The organism is Dyadobacter endophyticus, from assembly GCF_014641595.1.
Lineage (GTDB): Bacteria > Bacteroidota > Bacteroidia > Cytophagales > Spirosomataceae > Dyadobacter > Dyadobacter endophyticus.
Genome location: NZ_BMIA01000002.1, coordinates 382,885 through 404,415, shown reverse-complemented (window position 1 = coordinate 404,415; position 21,531 = coordinate 382,885). Strand labels below are relative to the sequence as shown.

Genomic DNA, 21,531 nt, shown 5'->3' with positions numbered 1-21,531 from the left:
ATGACTTCACAACAAGGTCCCTCGCTCTTCGAGCAAATCAGAAAATCAGACGACAACGGTAACGAGTTCTGGAGTGCCAGAGATTTGGCAAAAGTGCTGGAATACACGGAGTACCGGAATTTTAAACCAGTTATTAAGAAGGCGAAAGAGGCCTGTCAACAAAGTGGTCAACTAGTCGACAACCATTTCGTGCATTTGCACGAAATGGTTGTCATTGGTTCAGGAGCAAACCGCGAACTGGAAAGTGCGAAACTATCCCGTTATGCCTGTTACCTCATCGTCCAGAATGCAGATCCGGCGAAAGAAGTGGTTGCATTGGGGCAAACGTATTTCGCAGTACAAACCCGTTTGCAGGAAATCAGGCAAATGGAGGAGTACAATCAGTTGAATACCGAGTACGAAAAGCGCATTTTTCTTCGAGGTGAGCTAACCAGGAATAATCTCCTTCTGGCAGAAGCTGCTAAAACGGCCGGCGTTATTGAACCGATCGACTATGCGATATTCCAGAACCATGGCTACATGGGCTTGTATGGAGGGCTCGATGCGAAATCGATTCGGGAGAAGAAGGGCTTGAAAAAGAGCCAGAACCTGCCTGATCACATGGGTAGTTCCGAATTGGCTGCCAATGTTTTTCGCGCCACGCAGACTGACGATAAGTTGAGGCGTGAAAATATCGTCGGCAGAGACAAAGCGAATCAAACACATTTCGAGGTTGGTGCCAAGGTACGGCAGACTATTCAAGAGCTTGGCGGTACAATGCCCGAGCACCTTCCGATTGTAGAGAATATCAAGAAGCTGGACAGAGGCAAAAAACGGCTCAAATAGCCCGGTTTCTATTGATTGTAAAAGTTTTGGAAAAATTCCGCTTCAAAAATTTGCGTAAGTATTTGCTTACATATAATATTGCGTAAGCAAATACTTACATATATGTCCGTTGAAGCAAGAAGAGATGTTTTTCAGGCGATTGCAGATCCTACCCGCCGGCAGATTATCAATTTGATCGCCTATCAATCCATGAACCTGAATGCCATCGCAGAAAACTTTTCGATTAGCAGGCCGGCTGTTTCCCAGCACATTAAAATTTTAATGGAGTGCGGGATAGTACTGGTACGGCAGGAAGGGCGGGAGCGGTATTGTGAGGCCAAGCTGGATACCTTAAAAGAGGTTTCTAACTGGGTCGATCAGTACCGGCAGTTCTGGAATACGCAGTTCGACTCGCTTGATCATTATCTGAACCGAATTCAAAACAACAATCAATCCGATCAGTAAAAATGGAAAACCAGGTATCAAAAAAAGCAGAACTTAAAATCGTGCGCCAGTTTAAAGCGCCGAAATCACTTGTATTCGATGCCTACGCTTCCGAGGAGGCGTTTGCGGAGTGGTGGGGGCCGGCAGGGTCGGCGCTCACGCTTCTAAGTTTTGATTTCCGTGAAGGCGGAAGAACCCACTACAAGCTCGACAGTGGCGGTATGCTTATGTGGGCGCTTTTCCGTTACCAGAAAATCCAACAACCGGATTCTATTGAATTTCTGAGCTCTTTTACGGATCCCGAGGGTAATATCACTTCGTCGCCATTCCCGTTCGATTTTCCCCTGGAAGTGTATAACCACATCACTTTGAGCGAAGCTGATGGCATTACCACTTTGACGCTGTATGCCGAGCCGGTAAATGCAACGACCGAACAGGAGAAAACCTTTGCAGAACTTAATGCAAGCATGAACCAGGGCTATGAAGGTACATGGAGACAGCTGGATACTTTCCTGGCCAAGGTTCAGGGGTAGTGTACTTTGAATGTGCCGTTAACTCAAAATATTGTGGTTCAGGGAGGTTAGCAGGCCATTGTAGACTTTCGGGCTTTGTGTTTGGGCAAAGGACATGATAAGTTTGCGAGACGGTTCGCGCCGGACGGGCCGACTTCACATTCTTCATTGGTACATCCATCCATACACGCATGAAAACAATGATTCGATTGATTCCGCTGGTAGTAGCGTCTCTGCTGGCTTCTGTTCAGGGTTTTGGGCAAAATAATAAGCCGGTGGTCAATTATCTGGGCATTCCGGGACCTATCGCGTTCCAAAAGAAAAGTTACCAGCTAATCTGGGCCTCTCATCCCGATGCTTCGCTTTATAAACAGGAATACCTGGTGGCCGGCGATGGTTTTCCCAATTACAAATCAATGATTACCATCGATTTTGTGATCGCGGCGGCAAGCGTTGATGACGCCGTTCGGACTAAGCTTCGTGAATTGGAACAGTTGAAAAAGACGCTGGACGTCAACTATGAAGTGATAGCCAACGCCGCCACCGGCGAAAAGATCATCGATTGCCTGCTCGGGCAGACAGCTGCCGATGATGCAAAAAGTATTTATGAGCACGATTTGTATCGTTTTAAGGCAGTTACAGCCAAGTCGGGGCAAAAGGGAGTCGTGCTTTATGCACTCAGTAACCGTGCATATGGCAAAGATATACAGCCATTTTTGGCACGGCTGAAAGCAGAACGCAAGACGCTTGTCGCGGATGTGGCAAAGGCAGCGATACCTGAGATTACCATTAAAAAGTGAAACCTGAACGAGCGACATGGAAAGCGAACCGGATCGTTACGAAACCCACCGACAACGCGCTGCGCGTATGCGAAGGAGTTTTGGATGGGGTGTCCGAAATGCGCAAAAGCAGCGCGCCGATTGAGGTGAGTATCCCGAATAATAAGGCATGAAGGGAAAATACGGCATATTGTATAAGTAAAATTCAGGCTATGGAAACAGCTACTCCAACTTTTGCACCACAACTTTATATTCCCAATGGCATTAGGGATGTCGATTTTTATATCAACGGGCTTGGCGCCGTGGAACTTCGTCGTTATAGCAATGATGATGGAACGATCCACGTTTCGGAGCTTTCCATCAACGGCGCTATTTTCCATTTGCACGAAGAGACGCGTAGCCGAACGTCATTCAGCCCGCTGCGCCATCAGGGCTCTACTGTGACGATCGGGTTGTTTGTCCAGAATGTCGATGCGTATATGACAAGCGCTGTTGCGGCAGGGGCAAAAGTTATTTCACCGGCCCAGGACTATGATTACGGCTACCGGCAAGGCGATGTGGAGGATCCGTTCGGGCATGTGTGGATGTTTGAAAGCCGGATTTGACGGGCTTGCATTCGGGAAAGTATTTTACAACCATTTTTAATCCTGAATCTCCCGCACACAATGTAACTTGCAAGAACAAAATCCAATTTTACGATCCATGTTCAAGCAGTTTCTTTCCGCATTATTTATCCTTTCCGCATTAGCAGCCGATGCGCAACACGTCCTCGATTCGTTGTTGATCGAAGGCCATTACCGTGTGTATGCCTATAACCCGACTGTTAAAGTAAAGCCTGGCGCTAGTCTGGTGTTTGTGATGCATGGCTCGGGTGGGGAGCCGCTGGGGTTGGTGCGTAGGGGAGCGAAGCTGGAATCGCATTCGGAGTCGGATAATGTGGTAGTAGTGTACCCCGGCGGATATAAGAGGTATTGGAATGAGTGCCGTAAGGCTTCCACGGCCGTAGCTAATGTCCAGAACCTAAATGAAGAAGCATTTTTTGAAGCGCTGATCAGCCTTTTTGTTTCCAAATATAAGATCAATAAGAAACAGGTTTTTGCAACAGGTTTTTCGGGCGGTGGGCATATGTCGTACAAGCTTGCACTCACGATGCCTGGGAAAATCCGTGCGGTTTCGGCGGTGGTAGCGAACCTGCCAACCGATGATAATATGGATTGTTCGCCGATGAATATGCCGATTCCGGTCATGATCACGAACGGGACGGCCGATCAGACCAATCCCTACAATGGCGGCGAGGTGAAAACGCCTGGCGTTACATTGGGAACAGTACGGTCCACGGACCAGTCGTTCCAGTATTGGGCGAAACTGGATGGCTATGCCGGAGAACCTGCGATGTCTGTCATGCCGGATGGCGATACTTCCAACAATATCACGGTCGAAAAATATACCTATCGAAGAAAAGGCAAGCCGGAAGTGACGCTGTTAAAAGTGGTCAATGGCAAGCATGAGTTTGTGACTGATTTCGATATGTTCGAGGAATCGTGGAACTTCTTTAAAAGACAAATAGGTAAATAGCAACCCCTTGCACATTACCTGCCGTTTGCAGCAAAGTCGTCCGGTAGCTTTTTAAACCATAAGTTCACCACCCGGCCATTCGACATTTTGATGCCGGTGATGGTACCGGAGGGATTGCGGACAACGTCGATATTCTGAACAAACCACCAGGGTGCATTAAGCTTGTCTTTACCCACAGTTTTCAGATCAACCTCGCCGTGGTGTACATGGATGAGCTTCAACGCATCACCCTTTTTGGAAATGGTGTAGATGGTTTCAAGTTCGGGGCTGTAATATTGGCCAGCGAGTTGGGCAGGATCAATTACCGCAGAATCCTGGGTATCGACCCTCGTACCTGGGTGGTCTCCGTTTTGTTTTAAAGTAATGCGGCTAACCTTGCCATCTTTGGCCTTGTGAAACACAACAGACGCCTCCACGACTTTGAGGAAAAAGGTCGAGTCTGACGACGGGAATATCGCTGCCGATGGCTGTCCCGAGGCCTGGGTATAATAGTTGGCACCATCGCGCCAGAATTTTAATACAAAGCCCGGTGCCTCATCCAATGAGTAGGAGCCGGCATAGGCGCGGAAGAGGGTCGAGTCGAATGCGTAGTTGCCGGATGTGGCCGGTTTTGGAGTTTCAGAGGCAGGTTTATCTTCTTTTATAAAAGAGGATAAATACAAATCAGCCATCTCGAGGTTCTTTTTAGGTGGGTTGAATTCGGCCTGATTGCTCAGTACGATGAAGCCGTAATCTTCCTTCGGAAAATATAACAGCGACGAGCGGAAACCTGCGTCGGCACCGTCGTGGCCGTAATAGGCGAGGCTCTTGTATTTTCCGTGAATGAGCCCCGATGCATAGGGAAGCGTGTCGCCTTTGGTGAGCCGGCCGCGTTCCAGCATTTGCTTCATGATCGCAGGGCTGCCTACTTGCGGGTTGCGGAAATTGTTGATCCAGAGCGCCAGGTCGTCGACGGTTGTAAAAAGGCTCGTAGCGCCGACGTTGCCATAGCTCAATATGCTCTTGCTGAACATGGTAGACCCGATTGCACCGGGTGTACGGTGAAACGAGTAGGCGCGACCCTTTACTACACCTTCCTGATTATCAAAAAACTGTGTGTTTTTCATGCCCAACGGCTTGAATACATTACGCTCCATCCAATAGGCAAAAGGTTGCTTCGTCACCCGGCTGGCGGCTTCGGCCAGTAAAGTGTAGCCCGTATTGCAATAGGCAAAGGCACTTCCGGGTTCGAAATTCAGCTCTTTTTGGCGGGTGACGAGGTTCATCACGTGCTGTTTGGTGATCACGTCGTCGAGTTGCCAACCTGCCATTGCCAGCAAATTCCACTGGTCGCGTAGGCCGCTGGTGTGGTTGAGGAGGTGCCGGATGGTAATGGTTTTGCCAAAATCGGGAACTTCCGGAATGTGTTTGCGGATATCGTCGTCGAGTGAGAGCTTGCCTTGCTCAGCGAGGAGTACGATGGCGTACGCCGTGAACTGTTTGGACACCGAGGCCACATGAAAAATCGTTCCGAAGCCTATTTTAGCACCCGTTTCCACATCTGCCTCGCCGAATCCCTTGGCATACACAAGCTTGCCACCATGCACAACACCTACGGCCGCGCCGGGCATTCCGGGTTTGTTCCATTCAGCAAATAGTGAATCCACTTTGGCTGCTATGCGGGGAGTCTGGCATTTCGCGGATTGAACGCTCACAGCAAATAGCAAAGCGGGGATCAGGAGGCGTAATGATGCTTTCATACGGTGATTATTAATGATTAGCGATCGAATGTGTCCTAATATAAGACTGTGGACAAAGGAATGCGAATCGTTCTGGATGAAGGCTGTGATAAAATGATAAGTGGTAATGCTCATGTAATGTTTAAGCTCTTTGTGCGATATACACCGAAGAGCCCTTTAAAATATCTGTGGTCTGATCGGCAATTTCTTTTTGCAGATATGCAAACCGCCCGGCCGCCCATTGCATTTCCCATTCCCCCGGCTCGCCATTCCTTATTTTTTGCAGCTGCACCCGCCAGCACGGATGACCGACGCCCGGCATGCCTTCTTCCAATTGGCTGGCCATAGGGGTTACCTGCCAGCGCGACACACAGGCAAGGGTATTCACTGCACGTGGATTGGTACGGTGCAGAAAACCGGTAACGCGGCTCTGCTCCACCGCCAGTTGCAGCCGCCGCGATTCCGTAAAAGTAATTTCACGAAGTTCTCCGACCACTGCTGCCAGTGATTCGCACTTCAGAGCCTCTTCCACAGCCCAGATCACGTCTTTTTCTTTGACCAGATCAATGAAAATTACCCGGTGCGGCTCAACGCCGAATGCTTTAAGCGCCGTAGCGAACACAATGGGCCGAATGCCAATCCATAGGCATATGCCATGTTCCCCCATTAATTTCCCTAATAACCCCGCCATAAATCCCGTCGTAGCAGCAGCGCTTTCGGGGTCGTTACTAATAAATTCATGCACAGCACCGGTCGGAAAGGTGCGGTTCGGAAAAGAGGCATTCATCTCTCCCAAGCCGAAATCGATCTTTCGGGCCCCCACGGGCGTTCGAAACCCCTGCAATGCAAGAATATCTTCTTGCAGCCTGTCGAACATGCCGTTTTTCAGGAGCGGGAGAGCCATAAGGAACGTTTTTGAGTAGTTATTGATATTTTAAATATCAATATTTGGGTTTCAAAAATAGCATTTTATTGTATTTCGTGCAATAAAATGGCCAGGTTTAAATGCAGCGCTATGCAGCCGGCTGTTTGTTTGTCTCCTGTACACTGCATTATGTCGACCCAACCACTTTTTGTCGACCGAAAGCACGAACTTGAAGCGATGATCAAGCTTGAATACCATGACTGAATCTTTTGAAGCATACAAAAAACGGATAGTCGGCTATGTGGAATCGCAGGAGCCAATGACGCTGCTGGGAAAAATGCCTGGCATTCTGGAGGCGTTGGTGAGAGAAGCTTCGCCGAGCCAATTGCAGTTTCGGACTGCATCAGGCAAGTGGTCAATTAATGAAATAGTAGCACACATGGCTGATGATGAGCTGGTTGGTGCTTATCGTATCCGTATGATTTTAAGTGTGCCAGGAACAGATATTCAGGCATTCGATCAGGCCGAATGGGCAGTGCGGGGAAAATATGAACAAATTCCGATTGAAGATTCGCTGGCGTTGTTCACGAGGCTGCGCCACACAAATCTGCAATTATTTCATCTGCTGGAACCCGAGCAATGGGATTATTTTGGTATCCATGCTGAGCGGGGCAAGGAAAGCATCCGTGATATTGCATTGTACTATGCAGGGCATGACATTAATCATCTGCAACAGATCCGGGCGATCCTGAATAGGTAAGGGTGATGGGGTAGTGGCTTTTAGGGATAGCAACCATCGCATGGGAAACAGTGTCATGCGTTTAAACTGCTATCCTCATGAAGAAATTCCTTGCCCTGGCCGCTATTGCATTGGCCTGTTCCGAAAAGAAAGTCGATAAACGTGACGATTGCGTGCCGGTGGAGCAGGTGGCGGTTTCGACGGATTGCTACAAGGGCTCCGGCGGGCTTTTGCTTACGGCGGATTCGCCTTCTTCCATAGCCCTCGACTGGGTAATTGCCCCGTTGAAGGATACTTCGGGCGCGCAGACATACGTGCCCTACTACGCGACCACGACTTCAAACCAACTAGTGGTGCCGGATAGCATCGTGCGGAAATACCCGAAAATAGGGGTCATGTTTGTGGGCGCTTATGGATGTCCTTCCGATATGTATTTCAGCTTCGTCCGCAGAATGGGCGGCGATTCGTGCGCCCGCTGGTATTTGCAGGAGCGCTTTTTGAAAGGCGACTAAAAAAGCCGGAGCGTGGCCCCGGCTTTCGAAATGTTATTGCATTGATTACTGCGCTCGTACGTCGATCATCCAGTCGATCCCGTATTGGTCTTTGAATGCGCCGAAAATGTCGCCCCAAACCTGCTTATCCATCGGTACGGTAATGGTACCGCCTTCGCTGAGCTGCGTGAATTTTTTGCGGAGACCGGCCTCGTCGAAACCGCTGAGCGAAAGCTGGATCTTGTCGCCAGCCAACGGGCCCGGTTTTGGGGTGTCGCAGCCCATGAAATCGATTTCTCCACCCATCAGCGACGCGTGCATGATATGGTCGCGTATGGCGGCCGGGCAGCTGTTATCCACTTGCCCGAAGGTCATCATGTTCAGCTCGCCGCCAAAAATGCCTTTGTAAAATTCCATCGCTTCGCGGCAATTGCCTTCGAACATCAGATACGGGTGCAATACGGCTTTTTCCATTGTGTTTTCGATATAATATGGTGGTTGAATAGTGTAACAACACAAAGGTAACCGTGCGCAAAGTATCGCCGCGGGTGCTAACGGGACAACCAAAGGGGGACAACGCGACAGCGCCCGATTTTTAAAGTTTCCTCAACTTGATATTACGGTACCAAACCGTGCTGCCCCAATCCTGCAAACCGATGCGTCCGTTGTAGTTGCTTTTGGAGATAGGTGCGGCTTTTAAGCCACTGTTGGCGATGCGCTGTTTCCAGTCGGCACCGTTGAGGTCGTGCTCCTGTACCATAAACTCGTTCTGATACACCGTGAGTTTGCCTTTTTTGACAATAAAATGGATCTTGTTCCATTCTCCCTGCGGGTTGCCTTCGCGTAGACGGGCGTTCGCAACACCGAAAAAGTCGCTCGCGCGGTGCGTATTTTCTTTGGCGCCCTCATAAATCTTATCGTCGATCACCTGCAATTCCAGCCCGGTGTCGTGCATGTTTTTGTTGCTCGGAGATTCCTGTACAAAAAAGAAAATGCCGCTGTTGGCATATTTGCTCACTTTCCATTCGGCTTTGAATTCAAAATCGCCATTCACGACATCGTCGATCACGATGTCGCCGCCGTTTTTAGCTTTGTTACCGGCCCTTTCAGGCACATTTAATTTAATGGCGCCGTCCTCGATCAGCCAGGCCGAACCGGGAGCGTTGCCGTTGTAGGCATGCCAGCCTTTCAGGTCTTTACCGTCGAACAACAATTTCCAACCTTCTTTCTTCTCTGCGGCGGTGAGGGTATTGAGTGCCTGCGAGTAGGCATTCAGGGAAATCAATGCGGCGAGTGCGGTAACGAAAAAACGGGTCATAGTGGCAGATTTAAGTGTTTTCGCTTGGTTTAAGTCCTGCAAAATACTGATAAATTTTCATGAAATTACCTTATTTTTGGGTATCCTAACTGACCTCTTAACTATGCGGCCTTATCTTTTCGGGCAAAAATGGCTGCTGGGTTTCGCCCTTGCACTGGTTTACATTCCGCTCCGAACGTACATAAACGTCCCTCAACAATATTGGTACACGATTCCACGCAACCTGCCGCTGTTTGGGCTGGAAATCGTGATCAGCACCGTTTTTTACACGGCGTGGATCTATCTGATGGATTGGTTTTTAAGAAAACAGGCAGCACTCACCGGCGCCGACAAATCGCCTGCATTCAGCATCCGCGATCAGCTCATTGCATTAATACCCGCCGTTCTGCTAGCTGTTTTGTTCAATATGATCCTGGTGCGTACCTGGGGGCTTATGAGCCAATGGTGGAACCCGTTCCCCAGGCCTATGCTCGGCGATTTCCGCACGCGCGACCTCATGCATACGCGGTGGCGGGCAGGGCAGGCACTCACGATCCTCGCACTCATTGCCGCCTATTACCTCTGTGTGAGCAATCAGGTGCAGGAAAAGATGAAAAAACTGCTTGTCAATTCCGAAAGGCTGGAAAAGGAGAACATACACGCACGTTTCCTGGCATTGAAAAACCAGGTCAGCCCGCATTTTTTGTTTAATAACCTCAGCGTGCTGTCGTCGCTGGTAGAGTCGCGGCCGGAGCAATCAGGAGAGTTTATACAGGAGCTGTCGCTGGCTTACCGTTACATTCTGGAACAATCGGAGCTGGACAAGATCAGTTTGAAGGAGGAGATGAAGTTTCTGGATACTTATATGTACCTGCTGCGGACGCGTTTCAAAGAAAAGGTCGTGCTCGATTCGGCGCTTTCCGCGGCGGATGAGGAGCGGTATTCCGTTATTCCGCTTACATTGCAACTATTGGTCGAGAATGCGGTGAAGCATAATACGATGTCTTTGGCAAACCCATTGATCATCAGCATTGAAATTATCGATCAGATGCTTGTTGTGAACAATCCTTTGCAACTGAGGCAACAAGACCAGCCTACTACGCGTCTCGGGTTAAAAAACATTATCAGCCGTTATAAACTGTTGCAGGATAAGGATGTGGTGATCGAGAAGACGGCTACCCATTTTACAGTGAAAATACCATTGCTATCATGAATGTACTGATTGTCGAGGACGAGGAGCTGAGTGCAGAGCGATTACAAAACCTGATCCGTAATATCGACCCTTCCATTCATGTACTCGGCATTATCCCGTCCGTTTTTGAAACCATTGCCTGGTTGCAAAATAAGGCCAATACACAACCCGACCTTATCTTTCTCGACATTCATCTCGAAGACGACAACGGTTTCAAAATCATCGAAAGCCAGGAGTTGTTGATCCCGGTCATCTTTACGACTGCATACGACGATTACCTGCTCCGCGCATTCAAAGTGCACTCCATCGACTATCTTCTTAAACCCATTAATCCGCTCGAATTGCAGGCTTCTTTGAATAAATTCAGGAAGCTCAGGGTTTATGGCGAGCAGCAGGCGGAGGCAACCGCCCATTCGGCGGTGGAGAAATACAAAGACCGCTTCCTGGTAACTGCCGGGTCGCGGATATTTACTTTTAAAACCTCTGAAATAGCCTATTTTATCATCGAAGAGCGCGCTACTTTTCTGCGGTTGTTCGATGGGCGGCACTTCGCGGTGGAGTACAGTCTCGAAAAGCTCTCACAAATGCTCGATCCCGACGGTTTCTTCCGTATTAATCGAAATATGCTTTTATCGGTCCACGCCATTCGTGAAATGCATGCGATCTCAGCCGGGAGGCTCAAAATCGATGTTAATCCTCCCGCCGCGCAGGAAATTTATGTGAGCTCCGAACGCATGACGGAGTTTAAAAGCTGGTTGGGCAAATAACCCCTGGTTTACTTCTGCATTTAAAATTGCCGTTTCAGCCCCCGAAAACGGGCGTTCCGCGATTTGCATTTTCATTCCAAATGCTCCTTGCTCAAATTGGGGTCAAACAGGAGGAGGTTTGTGTTATGTCTGTAATTCAATTTAATGCCCACAAAAAGTACCATGTGCTTCAAAGTAAGACGCGCGTTTGGGAAACCCACAATGATCTGACCCCGCATTACCGCATTATATTCATCCGCAACGGGGAGGGGCATTTCAGTCTGGATGGGAAACTCTATGAATATGGCGAGCAAGGCATTATCCTGCTGGGGCCCGGCCATCATCCGATCTTTCAGGAGGACGTCAGCGCCGAAATTTTCGTCCTCGCATTCGATACCTGGCTTTCCGACGATTTCTTGCAGAAAAAAGAGTTCAGTCCCGATTTTGCCGACATTTATAAACAAGCGGAACACCTCTGCAGCAGCGTGCGCCTTACCCAGGGTAAACCCGTGCAAAATGAGCGCGACGCGCAGACCATTAGCTATTTAATTAATCAGATACTCTTTGAAGTAACCCAGCAGCCGACGTCGCATAACAAGCTCATTCGCGGCAGTATCGATCTGATCGTCACGATCCTGGCAAGGAACAATTTTGAATGCAAGAAGGTGGACGAAAAGGCCAGTCGCCAGAACCTGGCCGAGGCGATTATCGGTTATTTACGGGACGAGCTGCATCAGAACAAAAGCATCCGCGTGCCGGAGCTGCTGATGCGTTTCAATATTTCGGAAGATGTCGCCAACCTTTGCGTGCTCAATATCACCGGCATGTCACTTCGGAACTTCATTTTTAAATACAAGGCCGATCTTTTCAAAAGCCGGATGCTGAAAGTCGATATTTCGGAAATTACCAGCTACTTGTCTATTTAAAACGTCGCTCCACGCCATGACTTATTTTACGGAAGTATGTGTGCTGTCAATTTTCGGGTAAAATCCCGACCTTCGCAGCTGGTAATACACATACTTCCAAGAAGATACGTATGAGGCGATTCTCCATCCTGATCATCCTTTTCGCATTCATTATCAGTCCGGTTGCCGCCCAGCAGGAGGCGCCGCAGACTTCACTGAACCATTACATCGAATTTCTGAGCGAGTCGTCGGAGATGGTGATCCACCGGTTCAAAATGCTCGCTGCCTATCAGGAAGACGTGACCCGCTACCGTAAAAACGCGGATTATGGATTGCGTTTGCCGTCGTCGGGGCCATTGGAAGAATATTATTACAAAAAGGCGCTCGGCGGCCTCGGCGTGGAGGCGGGGAAACGGAAGCAATTGAATACCGGCCTGGAAAACGTCTGGCAAGTGCTCAATAAGCTCGATGAAACCTGCAAAGCACTCGAAACTTACGTGCGTTTGAAGGACTACGAACGCGATAACCTGAAAAAATCGGAGGCGCTCGTTGCGGAAATGCAGTCGCTTTTTGAACGCTATGCACAGGATAAAAATGCATTGTATACGCAAGTCAGGCAGGTTTATACGGGCGTTCAAAATCGCCCGGCGACCGATCCATACTTAATAACTGAAAAAGCGATGGGCGAGGTAATCGCTGCCCAGCAGCGTTTGCTGGACGCATTGCCATACTATTTAAATGAAGAGACAAAAACGGAATGGCCGGTAGCCCTGGTTCGCCAAAGTATGCTCGACGACGAAAAAGCATTGGCAACGATTGGCAATACGGCTTCGCAGCTGCAATATCCGGCTTCGGATATGGTGGGCACATTCAAATCGGCGCTGGCTTCGATGCAGGACATCAAACGGCGCGCGCTGGACGATCATAATTTTGCCGCGCAGCAGTCGGCAGCGCATGGCAACGCGGTGTATTTATCGCTGGTGGAGCAGTTTAACCATGATATGCTGGAATTCTACAAGGCATTTGTCGGGTATAGCAAGCCAGGACATTTGCTGCTGAATTATCCGTTTTTCAGCCCGGTCATGAAGGCTGTGCGCCGCGATGATGTGGCTGTTTCTCCCAAAACAACGCCGCCTTTTCAGGACAAATCTTTTCAGCCGCTGAATGTGAAAAAGGCATCGGCACCGGCAAATGCGGCATTGATCAGGACCTTGAATCAATATGTAGACTGGATCAACCAATCGCTTCGGCAAATGCATTTGCTGCAAATGATCGTTCGGAATTACCAGGGCTCGGCGGAGTACTACCGCGATCCCGCGAAGGCGCAAAAGCGGGCCAATCTCAGCTATTCGCACGAGGAATTTAAACTTCCTACTTCCGAGTATACCTTGCTGCTGAGCGCCAGTACGACCATTCCGGAGCCTTACCGCAAGTCGGTAACCGGTCAGACGGAGGTTTTGATGAATATTTTACAGGAAATGGACGGTCTTAGCATCGAGCTGATCCGCTATACCTCCGAAAAGCAATACCTGCAAGACCAGCTCAAACGCTCAGACGCCATTCTCAACCGTTACCTCGTGCTGTTTGATATACTCGATCAAAAGAAAGAGCAACTCTATAACGACATTCGCCACATCTACGAAAGCTACCCCAATGCAACACCGGCCAGTTCCTGGTACATTGCCGGAAATGCCATGCTGAAAACCATGGACAATGGCCACGATGCAATGTTCGGCATGCGCGACTTCCTGAAAGGCGAAGCATCCAAACTCCCCGAAACGGGTGAGCTGGAAGCCCACAGCCGTCAATTGATCGCCGATGAGTACAAAAATATGAAGGGGCTCCAACGCTATGGCCGGAACAACGGGCTTTGTCCGTACACGCCTTATGAAGATCTGGGTGCCAATGCGGGGAGGTTTGCGGAGAAAATACAGCAATACAAGCCGGAAACTTCGGGTTATGCGGCGCATCCCTACGAATCGTTTTACTACTTCTATAACAATGAGCTGGTTTACGAATACAACAATTTTATAGAGCTATCGAAGGCCGGGCTTTTGAAAACCATTAACCAACCCGATGTCTTCGCGTTCCGGCGCACGACGATCCAGAAACCTGTCGCGTCGCCGACGAAAGTGGAAGAGCCGAAAGTCGAAAAACCGAAGGTGGAGAAGCCGGTCGAAAACACGGCGCAAATTCAAACAAACAATGCTGAGGTGGCAGCCGTGCCCCAGCCTCCCGCGCGTGAGGATGTGCGCCCGCTCACTAACGAAGGCGCCCCCGGGCCTGTACCCACAGGCGCCCCCGTTGCACAAGCGGCGCGTGACACTGTATACGTGGAGCGCGTGCGCGTGGATACGGTGTACGTCGACCGTAATACGCAGTTGCAGAACGTTACCCGCTCGCTCGACGGTTTCGCACCGAACAATATGGTGCTGCTGCTCGATGTGTCGTCGTCGATGAACTCGCCTTATAAACTGCCGCTGCTAAAACGCTCTATTAAGTCGCTGCTGACGCTGGTTCGGCCTGAGGACATGATTTCGATCGTGCTCTATTCCGGCAAGGCCAGGGTGGTACTCAAACCAACTTCGGGCGCGAAAGCATCGGAAATTTCCAGAATGATCGATCTGCTGCAATCTGATGGCGATACGGACGGCAACGAGGGCATTAAACTCGCCTACAAAACCGCCAACAAACAATATATCCGCGCTGGTAACAACCGCATCGTGCTCGCCACCGACGGGGAGTTTCCCGTAAGCGACGAGGTGGTGGACATGATCCGCCAGAATGCGCGTCAGGATGTGTACCTCAGTGTTTTCACCTTCGGGCGCAATGAGCATACCGGGCAAAAGCTGAAAAAACTGAGCGAACTTGGCATGGGCTCCTACGCGCACGTAACGGATTCAAGCGCGGACCTGCAACTGATCCTGGAAGCCCAGGCGAAGAAACTAGTCGGCAAGTAATGCCCGAAATGCGTCAGAGATCGGTGTAATGCTTCACGAAACTGATCCAATCCGAGCCGAAAGGAACAGGAATGTATTTCCCCTCCGGGGTCACGAGCAGCTTCGTAGGGTAGCCGGGCACTTTATAAGTTTTTTCGATCTGATTGTCGGACATCGCAACCGGGAACGAAAATTTCTTCTCATTTATGTAACTGTTCACTTCTGCTTCCGTATCACGGCATGCGATGGTCAGCAGCGTAATTTTATCGGGATTGGTTTTGATAATGGAGTCATAGAATTTCTGCAAAGCCGGGTGCTCGGAACGGCACGGGCCACACCAGGTTCCCCAAAAATCGACCAAAAGCCATTTCCCGGTTCCTGCTTTGCTCAAAAATTTCGATTTGTCGAGCATAGATAGGGAAATTGGAGGCGCCGTTTTTCCATATTGATTCACATTTTCTATCCAGTATTTCGCAAAACCTTCATCATTACCTTTTGCTTTGCCGTAAGCCGTTTTGAGCTTTTCTTTATATTCCGGCTGTTGTAATGTGATTTGTAGCAAAGTAGAAAGTACATCGTTCTGATCGGAAGTATGGTTGGTTAGGAATTCAAGGTAGTCTTCACGGAACGATTCTTTATTTTCATTTAAAACAAAATGCATATCATAGAAATAAGCTGATTTGTGATTGTTGTCTGCCAAATCGGGGCTATACTCAAATGCTTTTTTAAGGTGCGCCTTCTTTTTATTGAAATCACTTTCGTTTTCTGATCGAACATAATTTGCATACGCATAAAGATACCTGAACCAGGCACGCTTTTCCGCTTTGTAGAGATCGGGCGCTTCCAGATCCGCAATCTGTCCTTTTTCGAGGTGATTATATAAAACCTGCAAAAGCTTTTCGGATAGTGGTTTTAACTCGGGAATTGAACTGATCTTTCCATAAATCATTAAGCCATATCGCCCGGCGCGGTTTGAATAGATGTCCTGGGCCGACAATTCTTCCGCGATAAATCGCTCAGTCAAGCTGGCAAGTTTGGCGTTGTCGCCGGCCGCACTTTCGATATTTGAATAGAGAAAAAGTGGCTGGATTGTATGTGTAAGGACTTTGTTCGTGTCGGCTATGATCTTGATCAAAAGGCTCTTGTTAAAGTCGTGTACCCTCCGTTGTTGCCTGCTTGCCGCACTGTCCGTCCCGGAAGGAAAAGGACTGTTGATCACCGCCTGTGCATAACTATTGTGTATGAGATCTTCCAGTAACTGGATGGCCTTCTTATCCGCAGCGAGTTTCCGGATACAGAATAATGCAGAGGCTTCGTTCAGATCTCCCTGGGTAGAATTGGTAAAACGGTTATAGTAATCAGCCGGCGTATCGGTAAAAGATGTTTGGGCCAACGACTTTGCCGGTAGAAAACCAACAGCTATTAAAATCAATTGAAATATTTTTAGACCGGTATTTTTCATAGCTGTCAATATGTTTTAAGGTGAACGATTGTTGGGAATGTATATAAAATCAATTACGTAATTAAATGGCAAAACCGTTGCAGTTGCATTATTAAAAGGTGATTTATTGTTAATAAACCAATTGCCATCCAAACGGGGAAGCAGCCGATCGTGTAACAGGAAAGGGAATCGTTGCGGAAGTTTTCTTTATTGGAATACCGATAATTGATCCTTCACGAAACGCCTGCGCTCATGAATACCAAGCCACTGAGTAGGGAATTTTATTCCTTCATGATTTTCTTCCTGTCCATCTCATGCATCATGGCGCTCATTCAGTCCGGGGCGCTGGTGATTATCGGATCTCAGATGATGGGTCTGGAATCGTTTAATTCGTGGATGTGGCTGGTTCTGTTCGTGATCGCGGTTACCAATGCGGCGTTGGTCCGTTACCTTTGGCACAACAGTTACCGGCTGGCGGCGGTCGCGTGTGTGGTTTCGACCCTGGCTGTATTTTTCCACTATGCGTTGATCCTGAACCGTGAGTTGCGGGTATTCTATCAGGAGCATTATCATGCGGTAGCTTTTTTCCTTTTTGGGACGGCTATGCTTTGGGGGTTGAGCCTCGTGTTCACAAAAGCTGGGGAGAAGCGATGGTTGCGGCTAAGTGGTATCGTTACGGTATTCATCGAGGTTTTGTTGGCCGCAACGTTCGTTCTCTATTTTCAGACAAGCGAAGGCAGCACAAAACTGTTGATCGACAAGGTTAGCAGGTGGATTTCACTCCTTGGAAGCCTCGCGCCGGTTTGTTTTGTCATTCATTTTCGGCTTGAAAACAAACGGCTCACAGTTACCGATAATGTGCCGGCCCAAACCATTCCCGCGCTTGTTAAGCTGGCGGCATTCGTTGGGTTGCTGTTTTTGGGGTTCAACTTTTCGGTGGAAGCGTTTCGGTACAGTATGCCTTTTAAGCCGTCGATAACCGACTTACGTCGCTCGAAGGCCATGGAGTCCTATCATTTTGTAGATAAAAGTGGTGATTCGCTGCATTACCGTCTGCTCAACCCGCTCGATTACGATTCCACCAAACAATATCCGCTGATCGTGTGCCTGCATCACGGGGGCGCGCATGGGAAGGACAATATGCAGCAGCTATCGGCCGATCCTGCGCCGTTTCTGATGGAGTTGCCCACCAGGACGAAGTACCCTGCATTTGTATTCATGCCGCAATGCCCGAAGGGAATGGGTTTTAGTGGCGCATATGGTAACGCCAGTGTGGATTCGCTCGTTTTCAGGACGATCCGGCAGTTGCAGGGCCGTTTGCCGATCGACCGTAAACGTATATATGTCACGGGCATTTCCGGGGGTGGTTATGGTTCCTGGCATTTTATCAGCGCGCATCCCGAAATGTTCGCCGCGGCGATCCCCATTTGTGGCGGAGGCGATCCCCAATACGGGCCGAGACTTGTTAATGTGCCGATATGGGCTTTCCACGGCGCGCGCGATAAGCTGGCACCCGTCGCGCATTCACGCGATATGATCGCTGCGATCCGCAAAGCCGGCGGCCATCCCAAATACACCGAGTATGAGTATGCCGGGCATGGAATATGGGATAATGTCAAGCGGGAGGACATCATGGAATGGATGTTCGCCCAGCATAAGGAATAGCATTGTCAGGCGACCGCATGCGGGTGTCGCTGTGTGTCACTTGCCCGGACGGTTTTTGTAAGTCTGATTTTTAAATAAATATGATAGGCCCCAGCCTCCTCGCGAACGGTGAGTTCGTGGCCGGGGTACAATGCTCCAAGGCGTTTTCTCACATTCACGAGGCCAATTCCGCCAGTTTGTTCCGGTGCATTCTCTGTTTTCTGGTTGCTGATGATCATCGTTAATGAATCGTTAGTCAAGGTCAAATCCAGTTTTACCCACGATTTTCGTGTCGTATTATGCACGCCGTGTTTGAAAGCGTTTTCTACAAAAGTGATGAGAATGAACGGTGCAATTTGCAGGCGGTCATCAACCTGTTCGGGGAAAACTGCTTCCAGTTGGAGCCGTTTGGCGGTCCGCAGCTGTTCCAGCCCGATGTAATCCCGGATGAACGTCAACTCCTTGTCAAGCTGAACGAGCGTGCCTGAGGTTTCGTATAATGAATAGCGCATCATACCCGACAGCTGCTCCACAATGCGCGCCGCACGTGGGTTATCCTCCTCTGTGAGCGCGTAAACGCTGTTCAGTACATTAAAAAGGAAATGCGGGTTGATCTGGCTTTTCAGGAAATCGAGTTCAAGGCGCGTGTATTGTTTTTCCAAACGAAGGTTTCGGACTTGCCTGCGGTAGATTTCAATGAGTAGCCGTGCCGCGAGCGGGTAAAATGCTCTTTCAATGATAAACATCAAATGGAAAAAGGTAGCCGGATGGGACAGCGCTTTCCAGAATGGCATCCTTTCGAAATGGTTAAGGGAACCCGTATAATCGTCGGGCAGGCCGAAATAGTGCTTTACAGCATACGATGCATAATAGTAGCATGTGAAAAGCACGAAGTAATAGACCGCCAGCCCCGGTACGAGCACAAGCGGCCTGGGCGCGTAATGCTTCACGAGGTACACGAGCATATAATACTGCACGATCACGCAAAGCGAATCCCGTAGGATCGGACCCGCATAGGTCATGAATTCGAAATTCAGCGGGGCGGCCGGATAAAGGAACCAGGGAATATAAGCGGAAAATATCAGCAGGAATATCCCGACGATCAGTAGGCCGTGGAATGCCAGGCGGGTGAAACCCCGGTAACGTTTTTCGTCGGTAAGAATGGCCAGCAGGCGTTGTACCATGAGTGAATTTTTGAATGCCAAACTAAAATACCCGGTTTTGAAACGATCCGTTGCTTTGTTTCGACAAACACTGCACGATTTTCGATGAAAATGCAAAACACATGTTTACCGAAAACCTGTGTGACTTCACCGAATAAATTTAGCGGCCGCATGACGGTCGCCTATTTTCGCTGCTGTATTCAATCGACACAAACAGCACGCAACGATGTCAGCCATTCGCCAGCCACTTTCGCATCACATTCCGGACCTCGTCGCGGTAGCTGGGGCCGATGAGAAGTTCTTTGCCGGAAGAAAGAAACAGCATGTTGCCCTCGGTACTACGGATATGCCGGATTTGGACGATATGCGATCGATGGGTGCGAATAAAATGTTCCGCGGGAAGGATTTCGAGCAGTTTCTTGATCGTCAGGTGGGTCACAATGTTGCGGCCGGGCAGAAAAATGCGCAGGTAGTCTCCCAATGCTTCCGCGTATTCAATGTCCGCGTAAAGTACCTGCTCCGTGCGCTTGTCGGTTTTGAAGTAGGCAAAGCCAGGTTCTGCCATGAGAGCCTCCCGCTGCGGAAGAGTCGCCGCAACAGCGGCCGGAGCCGGCGCATTGACGGACACGGGAAATCGTTCACGAATGCGGCCGATCGCTTTCAGGAACCGGTCGAAAGTAATGGGTTTCATCAAGTAATCGGCCACGCCGAGGTCGAAGCCATCGAGGGCGTGGTTGGGATTGGCGGTGGTCATCACCACCACCGGATGCGGAGCGGGCAATGCTTTCAGGAACTCGATGCCGTTCATTTCGGGCATGTTGATGTCCAGAAAAACAATCTGCGGGGCCAAAGCGGGCAGCTCCGTGAATGCGGTAACGGCGTCGTCGAACGTTCCGGCCAATTCCAGGAACGAAATGCGGCGGACATACTTTTCGAGCAGTTCCTGCGCCAGTGGTTCATCCTCGATAATGGCGCAGCGAAGCGTGTTAGACATGTTGAAATCAGGTTTTGTTACCGATCACGGCCGACGGTAACCGCATGAAAGTAGCAAACCTTTTCTTTTTAATCAAAAACAGTTACATCATTAGAACGCTATCAAATCTATGCATCTCATCAAAATTTGCATCCTCGTCCTGCTGTGCCAAACGGCTTTCGCGCAAAGTGATAACGGGGAACAGAAGCCGCTGAACGCCGAATGCGGCTGCCAGGGAGCGGTCGAGCAGGCTATCGACAAGGTAACCCGCATCTACGCCGGCTTCGACGACAAGGTTACCACCGGAAACCGCCCGCAATATGATAAGTTGTTGAAAGACGTCCGTGCCCGTGCACCCAGAGCCAAAACGGAAGGCGAATGCCTCAAAATCCTGCAAGATTATACGTCATTCTTCAAGGACAGCCACGTTTTTATCATCTGGCAGGGATGGAGAAAAAAGGGCGTCAGCGCAATGCAAGCGAATGCCGGGCGTACAGACCTGGTTGAATTCAAACAATTGAATAAGGATTTTTTGTACCTGAAACTCGCCGCGTTCGATCAGCGGGAGGTAGGTAAAATCGATAGTATCCTGATTGCTAATAAGGCATTACTCGCTAAAACACCGCATTTAATCTTCGACCTGCGCGGTAACGGCGGCGGCAACACAAGTACGTCCGACGAAATGGCTAAGCTGATTTATACAAATCCGATTGTCTATCCGTCCTGGGATTACCGGTCGAGCACCGAATACATTGCCTCTATGGAAAAAGAGCTGAAATCACAAAAGGATACGGCTAACCCTTACTATGGAAGAGCAAAGCGGCTGTTGAAGGCTGTGAAGGAGAATCCAGGCAAGCTTATGAACGACGGTGAAGATTTGCAGCGTGCCTATGATATTGCTCCGAATGCCTATCCACAGCACATCGCCTTCCTGATCGACAAAGGCTGCGGCAGCGCTACGGAGTTTTTTATTTATGAAGGCAAACAAAGCAAAAAAGTAACCCTTTTCGGGACCAACTCGCATGGTGTGATGGATTACGGCTCGGATCAGAATTTCGATCTCTGCGACGGGACGTTCAACCTGGCTGTGCCTTGGGGCCGCAATGGGTGGGTAAGGGAGTTTCGCATCGATCATGTGGGCTTTGCGCCCGATGTGCGCATTCCCGCGAGCGAGAAGGATTGGGTAAGGTTTGTACAGCGCTACTACGCCAAAAGGGACAATGCAGTAAAGTAAATAAGAGATTTAAATAGAAAAAGGCCGGTCCGTAGCTTCGGAAACCGGCCTTTCGTCATTACAACTGTAC

The 21,531-nt window shown here is 49.4% G+C and carries 22 protein-coding genes; 15 read left to right on the top strand and 7 right to left on the bottom strand.

The window, feature by feature from the left end; genetic code table 11:
• From dinD to IEY24_RS13825, 7 genes are all read left to right on the top strand, one after another.
• Complete coding sequence (gene dinD / locus IEY24_RS13855; RefSeq protein WP_188932994.1) at positions 1 to 825, top strand: DNA damage-inducible protein D; 825 nt, start codon at positions 1 to 3, stop codon at positions 823 to 825.
• Between the two features lie 102 nt (positions 826 to 927).
• Positions 928 to 1,269, top strand: a complete 342-nt coding sequence (locus IEY24_RS13850; protein WP_188932992.1) for an ArsR/SmtB family transcription factor — start codon at positions 928 to 930, stop codon at positions 1,267 to 1,269.
• Between the two features lie 2 nt (positions 1,270 to 1,271).
• Positions 1,272 to 1,781 (top strand): SRPBCC family protein, encoded by a 510-nt coding sequence (locus IEY24_RS13845; RefSeq protein ID WP_188932990.1) that lies wholly within the window; start codon positions 1,272 to 1,274, stop codon positions 1,779 to 1,781.
• 170 nt (positions 1,782 to 1,951) lie between these two features.
• Complete coding sequence (locus tag IEY24_RS13840; protein ID WP_188932988.1) at positions 1,952 to 2,560, top strand: HI_0983 family protein; 609 nt, start codon at positions 1,952 to 1,954, stop codon at positions 2,558 to 2,560.
• Positions 2,557 to 2,712: a hypothetical protein gene (locus tag IEY24_RS13835; RefSeq protein ID WP_188932986.1), complete on the top strand. Its 156-nt coding sequence runs from the start codon at positions 2,557 to 2,559 to the stop codon at positions 2,710 to 2,712. The genes IEY24_RS13840 and IEY24_RS13835 overlap by 4 nt, the downstream gene beginning before the upstream one ends.
• A 39-nt stretch (positions 2,713 to 2,751) precedes the next feature.
• Complete coding sequence (locus IEY24_RS13830; RefSeq protein ID WP_188932984.1) at positions 2,752 to 3,144, top strand: VOC family protein; 393 nt, start codon at positions 2,752 to 2,754, stop codon at positions 3,142 to 3,144.
• A 97-nt stretch (positions 3,145 to 3,241) separates the two neighbouring features.
• Positions 3,242 to 4,114 (top strand): CE1 family esterase, encoded by an 873-nt coding sequence (locus IEY24_RS13825; RefSeq protein WP_188932982.1) that lies wholly within the window; start codon positions 3,242 to 3,244, stop codon positions 4,112 to 4,114.
• A gap of 14 nt (positions 4,115 to 4,128) precedes the next feature.
• Here IEY24_RS13825 and IEY24_RS13820 read toward each other — a convergent pair whose 3' ends face one another.
• On the bottom strand, positions 4,129 to 5,853 hold the full coding sequence (locus IEY24_RS13820) for a serine hydrolase domain-containing protein (protein ID WP_188932980.1): 1,725 nt from the start codon (positions 5,851 to 5,853) through the stop codon (positions 4,129 to 4,131).
• A 121-nt stretch (positions 5,854 to 5,974) separates the two neighbouring features.
• A complete protein-coding gene (locus IEY24_RS13815) occupies positions 5,975 to 6,736 on the bottom strand; it encodes an ImuA family protein (RefSeq protein WP_188932978.1) in 762 nt (253 codons plus the stop codon).
• A gap of 217 nt (positions 6,737 to 6,953) precedes the next feature.
• On the opposite strand from IEY24_RS13815, the gene IEY24_RS13810 reads away from it, so the two are divergent.
• Both IEY24_RS13810 and IEY24_RS13805 read left to right on the top strand, forming a co-directional pair.
• Positions 6,954 to 7,457: a DinB family protein gene (locus IEY24_RS13810; RefSeq protein ID WP_188932976.1), complete on the top strand. Its 504-nt coding sequence runs from the start codon at positions 6,954 to 6,956 to the stop codon at positions 7,455 to 7,457.
• Between the two features lie 77 nt (positions 7,458 to 7,534).
• Positions 7,535 to 7,948: a hypothetical protein gene (locus IEY24_RS13805; protein WP_188932974.1), complete on the top strand. Its 414-nt coding sequence runs from the start codon at positions 7,535 to 7,537 to the stop codon at positions 7,946 to 7,948.
• A gap of 45 nt (positions 7,949 to 7,993) precedes the next feature.
• Here the strand turns inward: IEY24_RS13805 and IEY24_RS13800 are convergent, their stop codons facing one another.
• Positions 7,994 to 8,401: a VOC family protein gene (locus tag IEY24_RS13800; protein WP_188932972.1), complete on the bottom strand. Its 408-nt coding sequence runs from the start codon at positions 8,399 to 8,401 to the stop codon at positions 7,994 to 7,996.
• A 121-nt stretch (positions 8,402 to 8,522) separates the two neighbouring features.
• Entirely contained in the window at positions 8,523 to 9,245 is a 723-nt protein-coding gene (locus IEY24_RS13795) for a 3-keto-disaccharide hydrolase (RefSeq protein WP_188932970.1), read from the bottom strand.
• A 103-nt stretch (positions 9,246 to 9,348) separates the two neighbouring features.
• Between IEY24_RS13795 and IEY24_RS13790 the strand changes: the two genes are divergently transcribed.
• The 4 genes from IEY24_RS13790 (at position 9,349) to IEY24_RS13775 (ending at position 15,027) form a co-directional block, all read left to right on the top strand.
• The gene (locus IEY24_RS13790) at positions 9,349 to 10,437 is read left to right on the top strand and encodes a sensor histidine kinase (protein WP_188932968.1); all 1,089 of its coding nucleotides are present in this window, start codon (positions 9,349 to 9,351) and stop codon (positions 10,435 to 10,437) included.
• Positions 10,434 to 11,183: a LytR/AlgR family response regulator transcription factor gene (locus tag IEY24_RS13785; RefSeq protein WP_188932966.1), complete on the top strand. Its 750-nt coding sequence runs from the start codon at positions 10,434 to 10,436 to the stop codon at positions 11,181 to 11,183. Before IEY24_RS13790 ends, IEY24_RS13785 begins: the two co-directional genes overlap by 4 nt.
• A gap of 164 nt (positions 11,184 to 11,347) precedes the next feature.
• Positions 11,348 to 12,088, top strand: a complete 741-nt coding sequence (locus tag IEY24_RS13780; protein ID WP_229222267.1) for a hypothetical protein — start codon at positions 11,348 to 11,350, stop codon at positions 12,086 to 12,088.
• 110 nt (positions 12,089 to 12,198) lie between these two features.
• Positions 12,199 to 15,027 (top strand): vWA domain-containing protein, encoded by a 2,829-nt coding sequence (locus tag IEY24_RS13775; RefSeq protein ID WP_188932962.1) that lies wholly within the window; start codon positions 12,199 to 12,201, stop codon positions 15,025 to 15,027.
• 13 nt (positions 15,028 to 15,040) lie between these two features.
• On the opposite strand, the gene IEY24_RS13770 is transcribed toward IEY24_RS13775, so the two are convergent.
• Entirely contained in the window at positions 15,041 to 16,468 is a 1,428-nt protein-coding gene (locus IEY24_RS13770; RefSeq protein ID WP_188932960.1) for a TlpA family protein disulfide reductase, read from the bottom strand.
• Positions 16,469 to 16,699: 231 nt separating this feature from the next.
• Between IEY24_RS13770 and IEY24_RS13765 the strand changes: the two genes are divergently transcribed.
• A complete protein-coding gene (locus IEY24_RS13765; protein ID WP_188932959.1) occupies positions 16,700 to 18,112 on the top strand; it encodes a carboxylesterase family protein in 1,413 nt (470 codons plus the stop codon).
• 5 nt (positions 18,113 to 18,117) lie between these two features.
• On the opposite strand, the gene IEY24_RS13760 is transcribed toward IEY24_RS13765, so the two are convergent.
• Both IEY24_RS13760 and IEY24_RS13755 read right to left on the bottom strand, forming a co-directional pair.
• Positions 18,118 to 19,275 carry a sensor histidine kinase gene (locus IEY24_RS13760; protein WP_188932958.1) on the bottom strand — a complete coding sequence of 386 codons (1,158 nt, stop codon included), beginning with the start codon at positions 19,273 to 19,275 and terminating at the stop codon, positions 18,118 to 18,120.
• Between the two features lie 208 nt (positions 19,276 to 19,483).
• Positions 19,484 to 20,248, bottom strand: a complete 765-nt coding sequence (locus IEY24_RS13755; protein ID WP_188932957.1) for a LytR/AlgR family response regulator transcription factor — start codon at positions 20,246 to 20,248, stop codon at positions 19,484 to 19,486.
• Between the two features lie 109 nt (positions 20,249 to 20,357).
• On the opposite strand from IEY24_RS13755, the gene IEY24_RS13750 reads away from it, so the two are divergent.
• Positions 20,358 to 21,461 carry a S41 family peptidase gene (locus IEY24_RS13750; protein WP_188932956.1) on the top strand — a complete coding sequence of 368 codons (1,104 nt, stop codon included), beginning with the start codon at positions 20,358 to 20,360 and terminating at the stop codon, positions 21,459 to 21,461.
• Positions 21,462 to 21,531 lie beyond the last annotated feature (70 nt).

What these genes read in the sequence shown, in the direction of transcription:
- IEY24_RS13840 (WP_188932988.1), top strand. Translation starts at nt 1,952, where the DNA reads ATGAAAACAATGATTCGATTGATTCCGCTGGTAGTAGCGTCTCTGCTG.
- IEY24_RS13805 (WP_188932974.1), top strand. Translation starts at nt 7,535, where the DNA reads ATGAAGAAATTCCTTGCCCTGGCCGCTATTGCATTGGCCTGTTCCGAA.
- IEY24_RS13845 (WP_188932990.1), top strand. Translation starts at nt 1,272, where the DNA reads ATGGAAAACCAGGTATCAAAAAAAGCAGAACTTAAAATCGTGCGCCAG.
- IEY24_RS13850 (WP_188932992.1), top strand. Translation starts at nt 928, where the DNA reads ATGTCCGTTGAAGCAAGAAGAGATGTTTTTCAGGCGATTGCAGATCCT.
- IEY24_RS13790 (WP_188932968.1), top strand. Translation starts at nt 9,349, where the DNA reads ATGCGGCCTTATCTTTTCGGGCAAAAATGGCTGCTGGGTTTCGCCCTT.
- IEY24_RS13795 (WP_188932970.1), bottom strand. Translation starts at nt 9,245, where the DNA reads ATGACCCGTTTTTTCGTTACCGCACTCGCCGCATTGATTTCCCTGAAT.
- IEY24_RS13800 (WP_188932972.1), bottom strand. Translation starts at nt 8,401, where the DNA reads ATGGAAAAAGCCGTATTGCACCCGTATCTGATGTTCGAAGGCAATTGC.
- IEY24_RS13770 (WP_188932960.1), bottom strand. Translation starts at nt 16,468, where the DNA reads ATGAAAAATACCGGTCTAAAAATATTTCAATTGATTTTAATAGCTGTT.
- IEY24_RS13765 (WP_188932959.1), top strand. Translation starts at nt 16,700, where the DNA reads ATGAATACCAAGCCACTGAGTAGGGAATTTTATTCCTTCATGATTTTC.
- IEY24_RS13785 (WP_188932966.1), top strand. Translation starts at nt 10,434, where the DNA reads ATGAATGTACTGATTGTCGAGGACGAGGAGCTGAGTGCAGAGCGATTA.
- IEY24_RS13755 (WP_188932957.1), bottom strand. Translation starts at nt 20,248, where the DNA reads ATGTCTAACACGCTTCGCTGCGCCATTATCGAGGATGAACCACTGGCG.
- IEY24_RS13760 (WP_188932958.1), bottom strand. Translation starts at nt 19,275, where the DNA reads ATGGTACAACGCCTGCTGGCCATTCTTACCGACGAAAAACGTTACCGG.
- IEY24_RS13825 (WP_188932982.1), top strand. Translation starts at nt 3,242, where the DNA reads ATGTTCAAGCAGTTTCTTTCCGCATTATTTATCCTTTCCGCATTAGCA.
- IEY24_RS13810 (WP_188932976.1), top strand. Translation starts at nt 6,954, where the DNA reads ATGACTGAATCTTTTGAAGCATACAAAAAACGGATAGTCGGCTATGTG.
- IEY24_RS13820 (WP_188932980.1), bottom strand. Translation starts at nt 5,853, where the DNA reads ATGAAAGCATCATTACGCCTCCTGATCCCCGCTTTGCTATTTGCTGTG.
- IEY24_RS13830 (WP_188932984.1), top strand. Translation starts at nt 2,752, where the DNA reads ATGGAAACAGCTACTCCAACTTTTGCACCACAACTTTATATTCCCAAT.
- IEY24_RS13775 (WP_188932962.1), top strand. Translation starts at nt 12,199, where the DNA reads ATGAGGCGATTCTCCATCCTGATCATCCTTTTCGCATTCATTATCAGT.
- IEY24_RS13815 (WP_188932978.1), bottom strand. Translation starts at nt 6,736, where the DNA reads ATGGCTCTCCCGCTCCTGAAAAACGGCATGTTCGACAGGCTGCAAGAA.
- IEY24_RS13750 (WP_188932956.1), top strand. Translation starts at nt 20,358, where the DNA reads ATGCATCTCATCAAAATTTGCATCCTCGTCCTGCTGTGCCAAACGGCT.
- dinD (WP_188932994.1), top strand. Translation starts at nt 1, where the DNA reads ATGACTTCACAACAAGGTCCCTCGCTCTTCGAGCAAATCAGAAAATCA.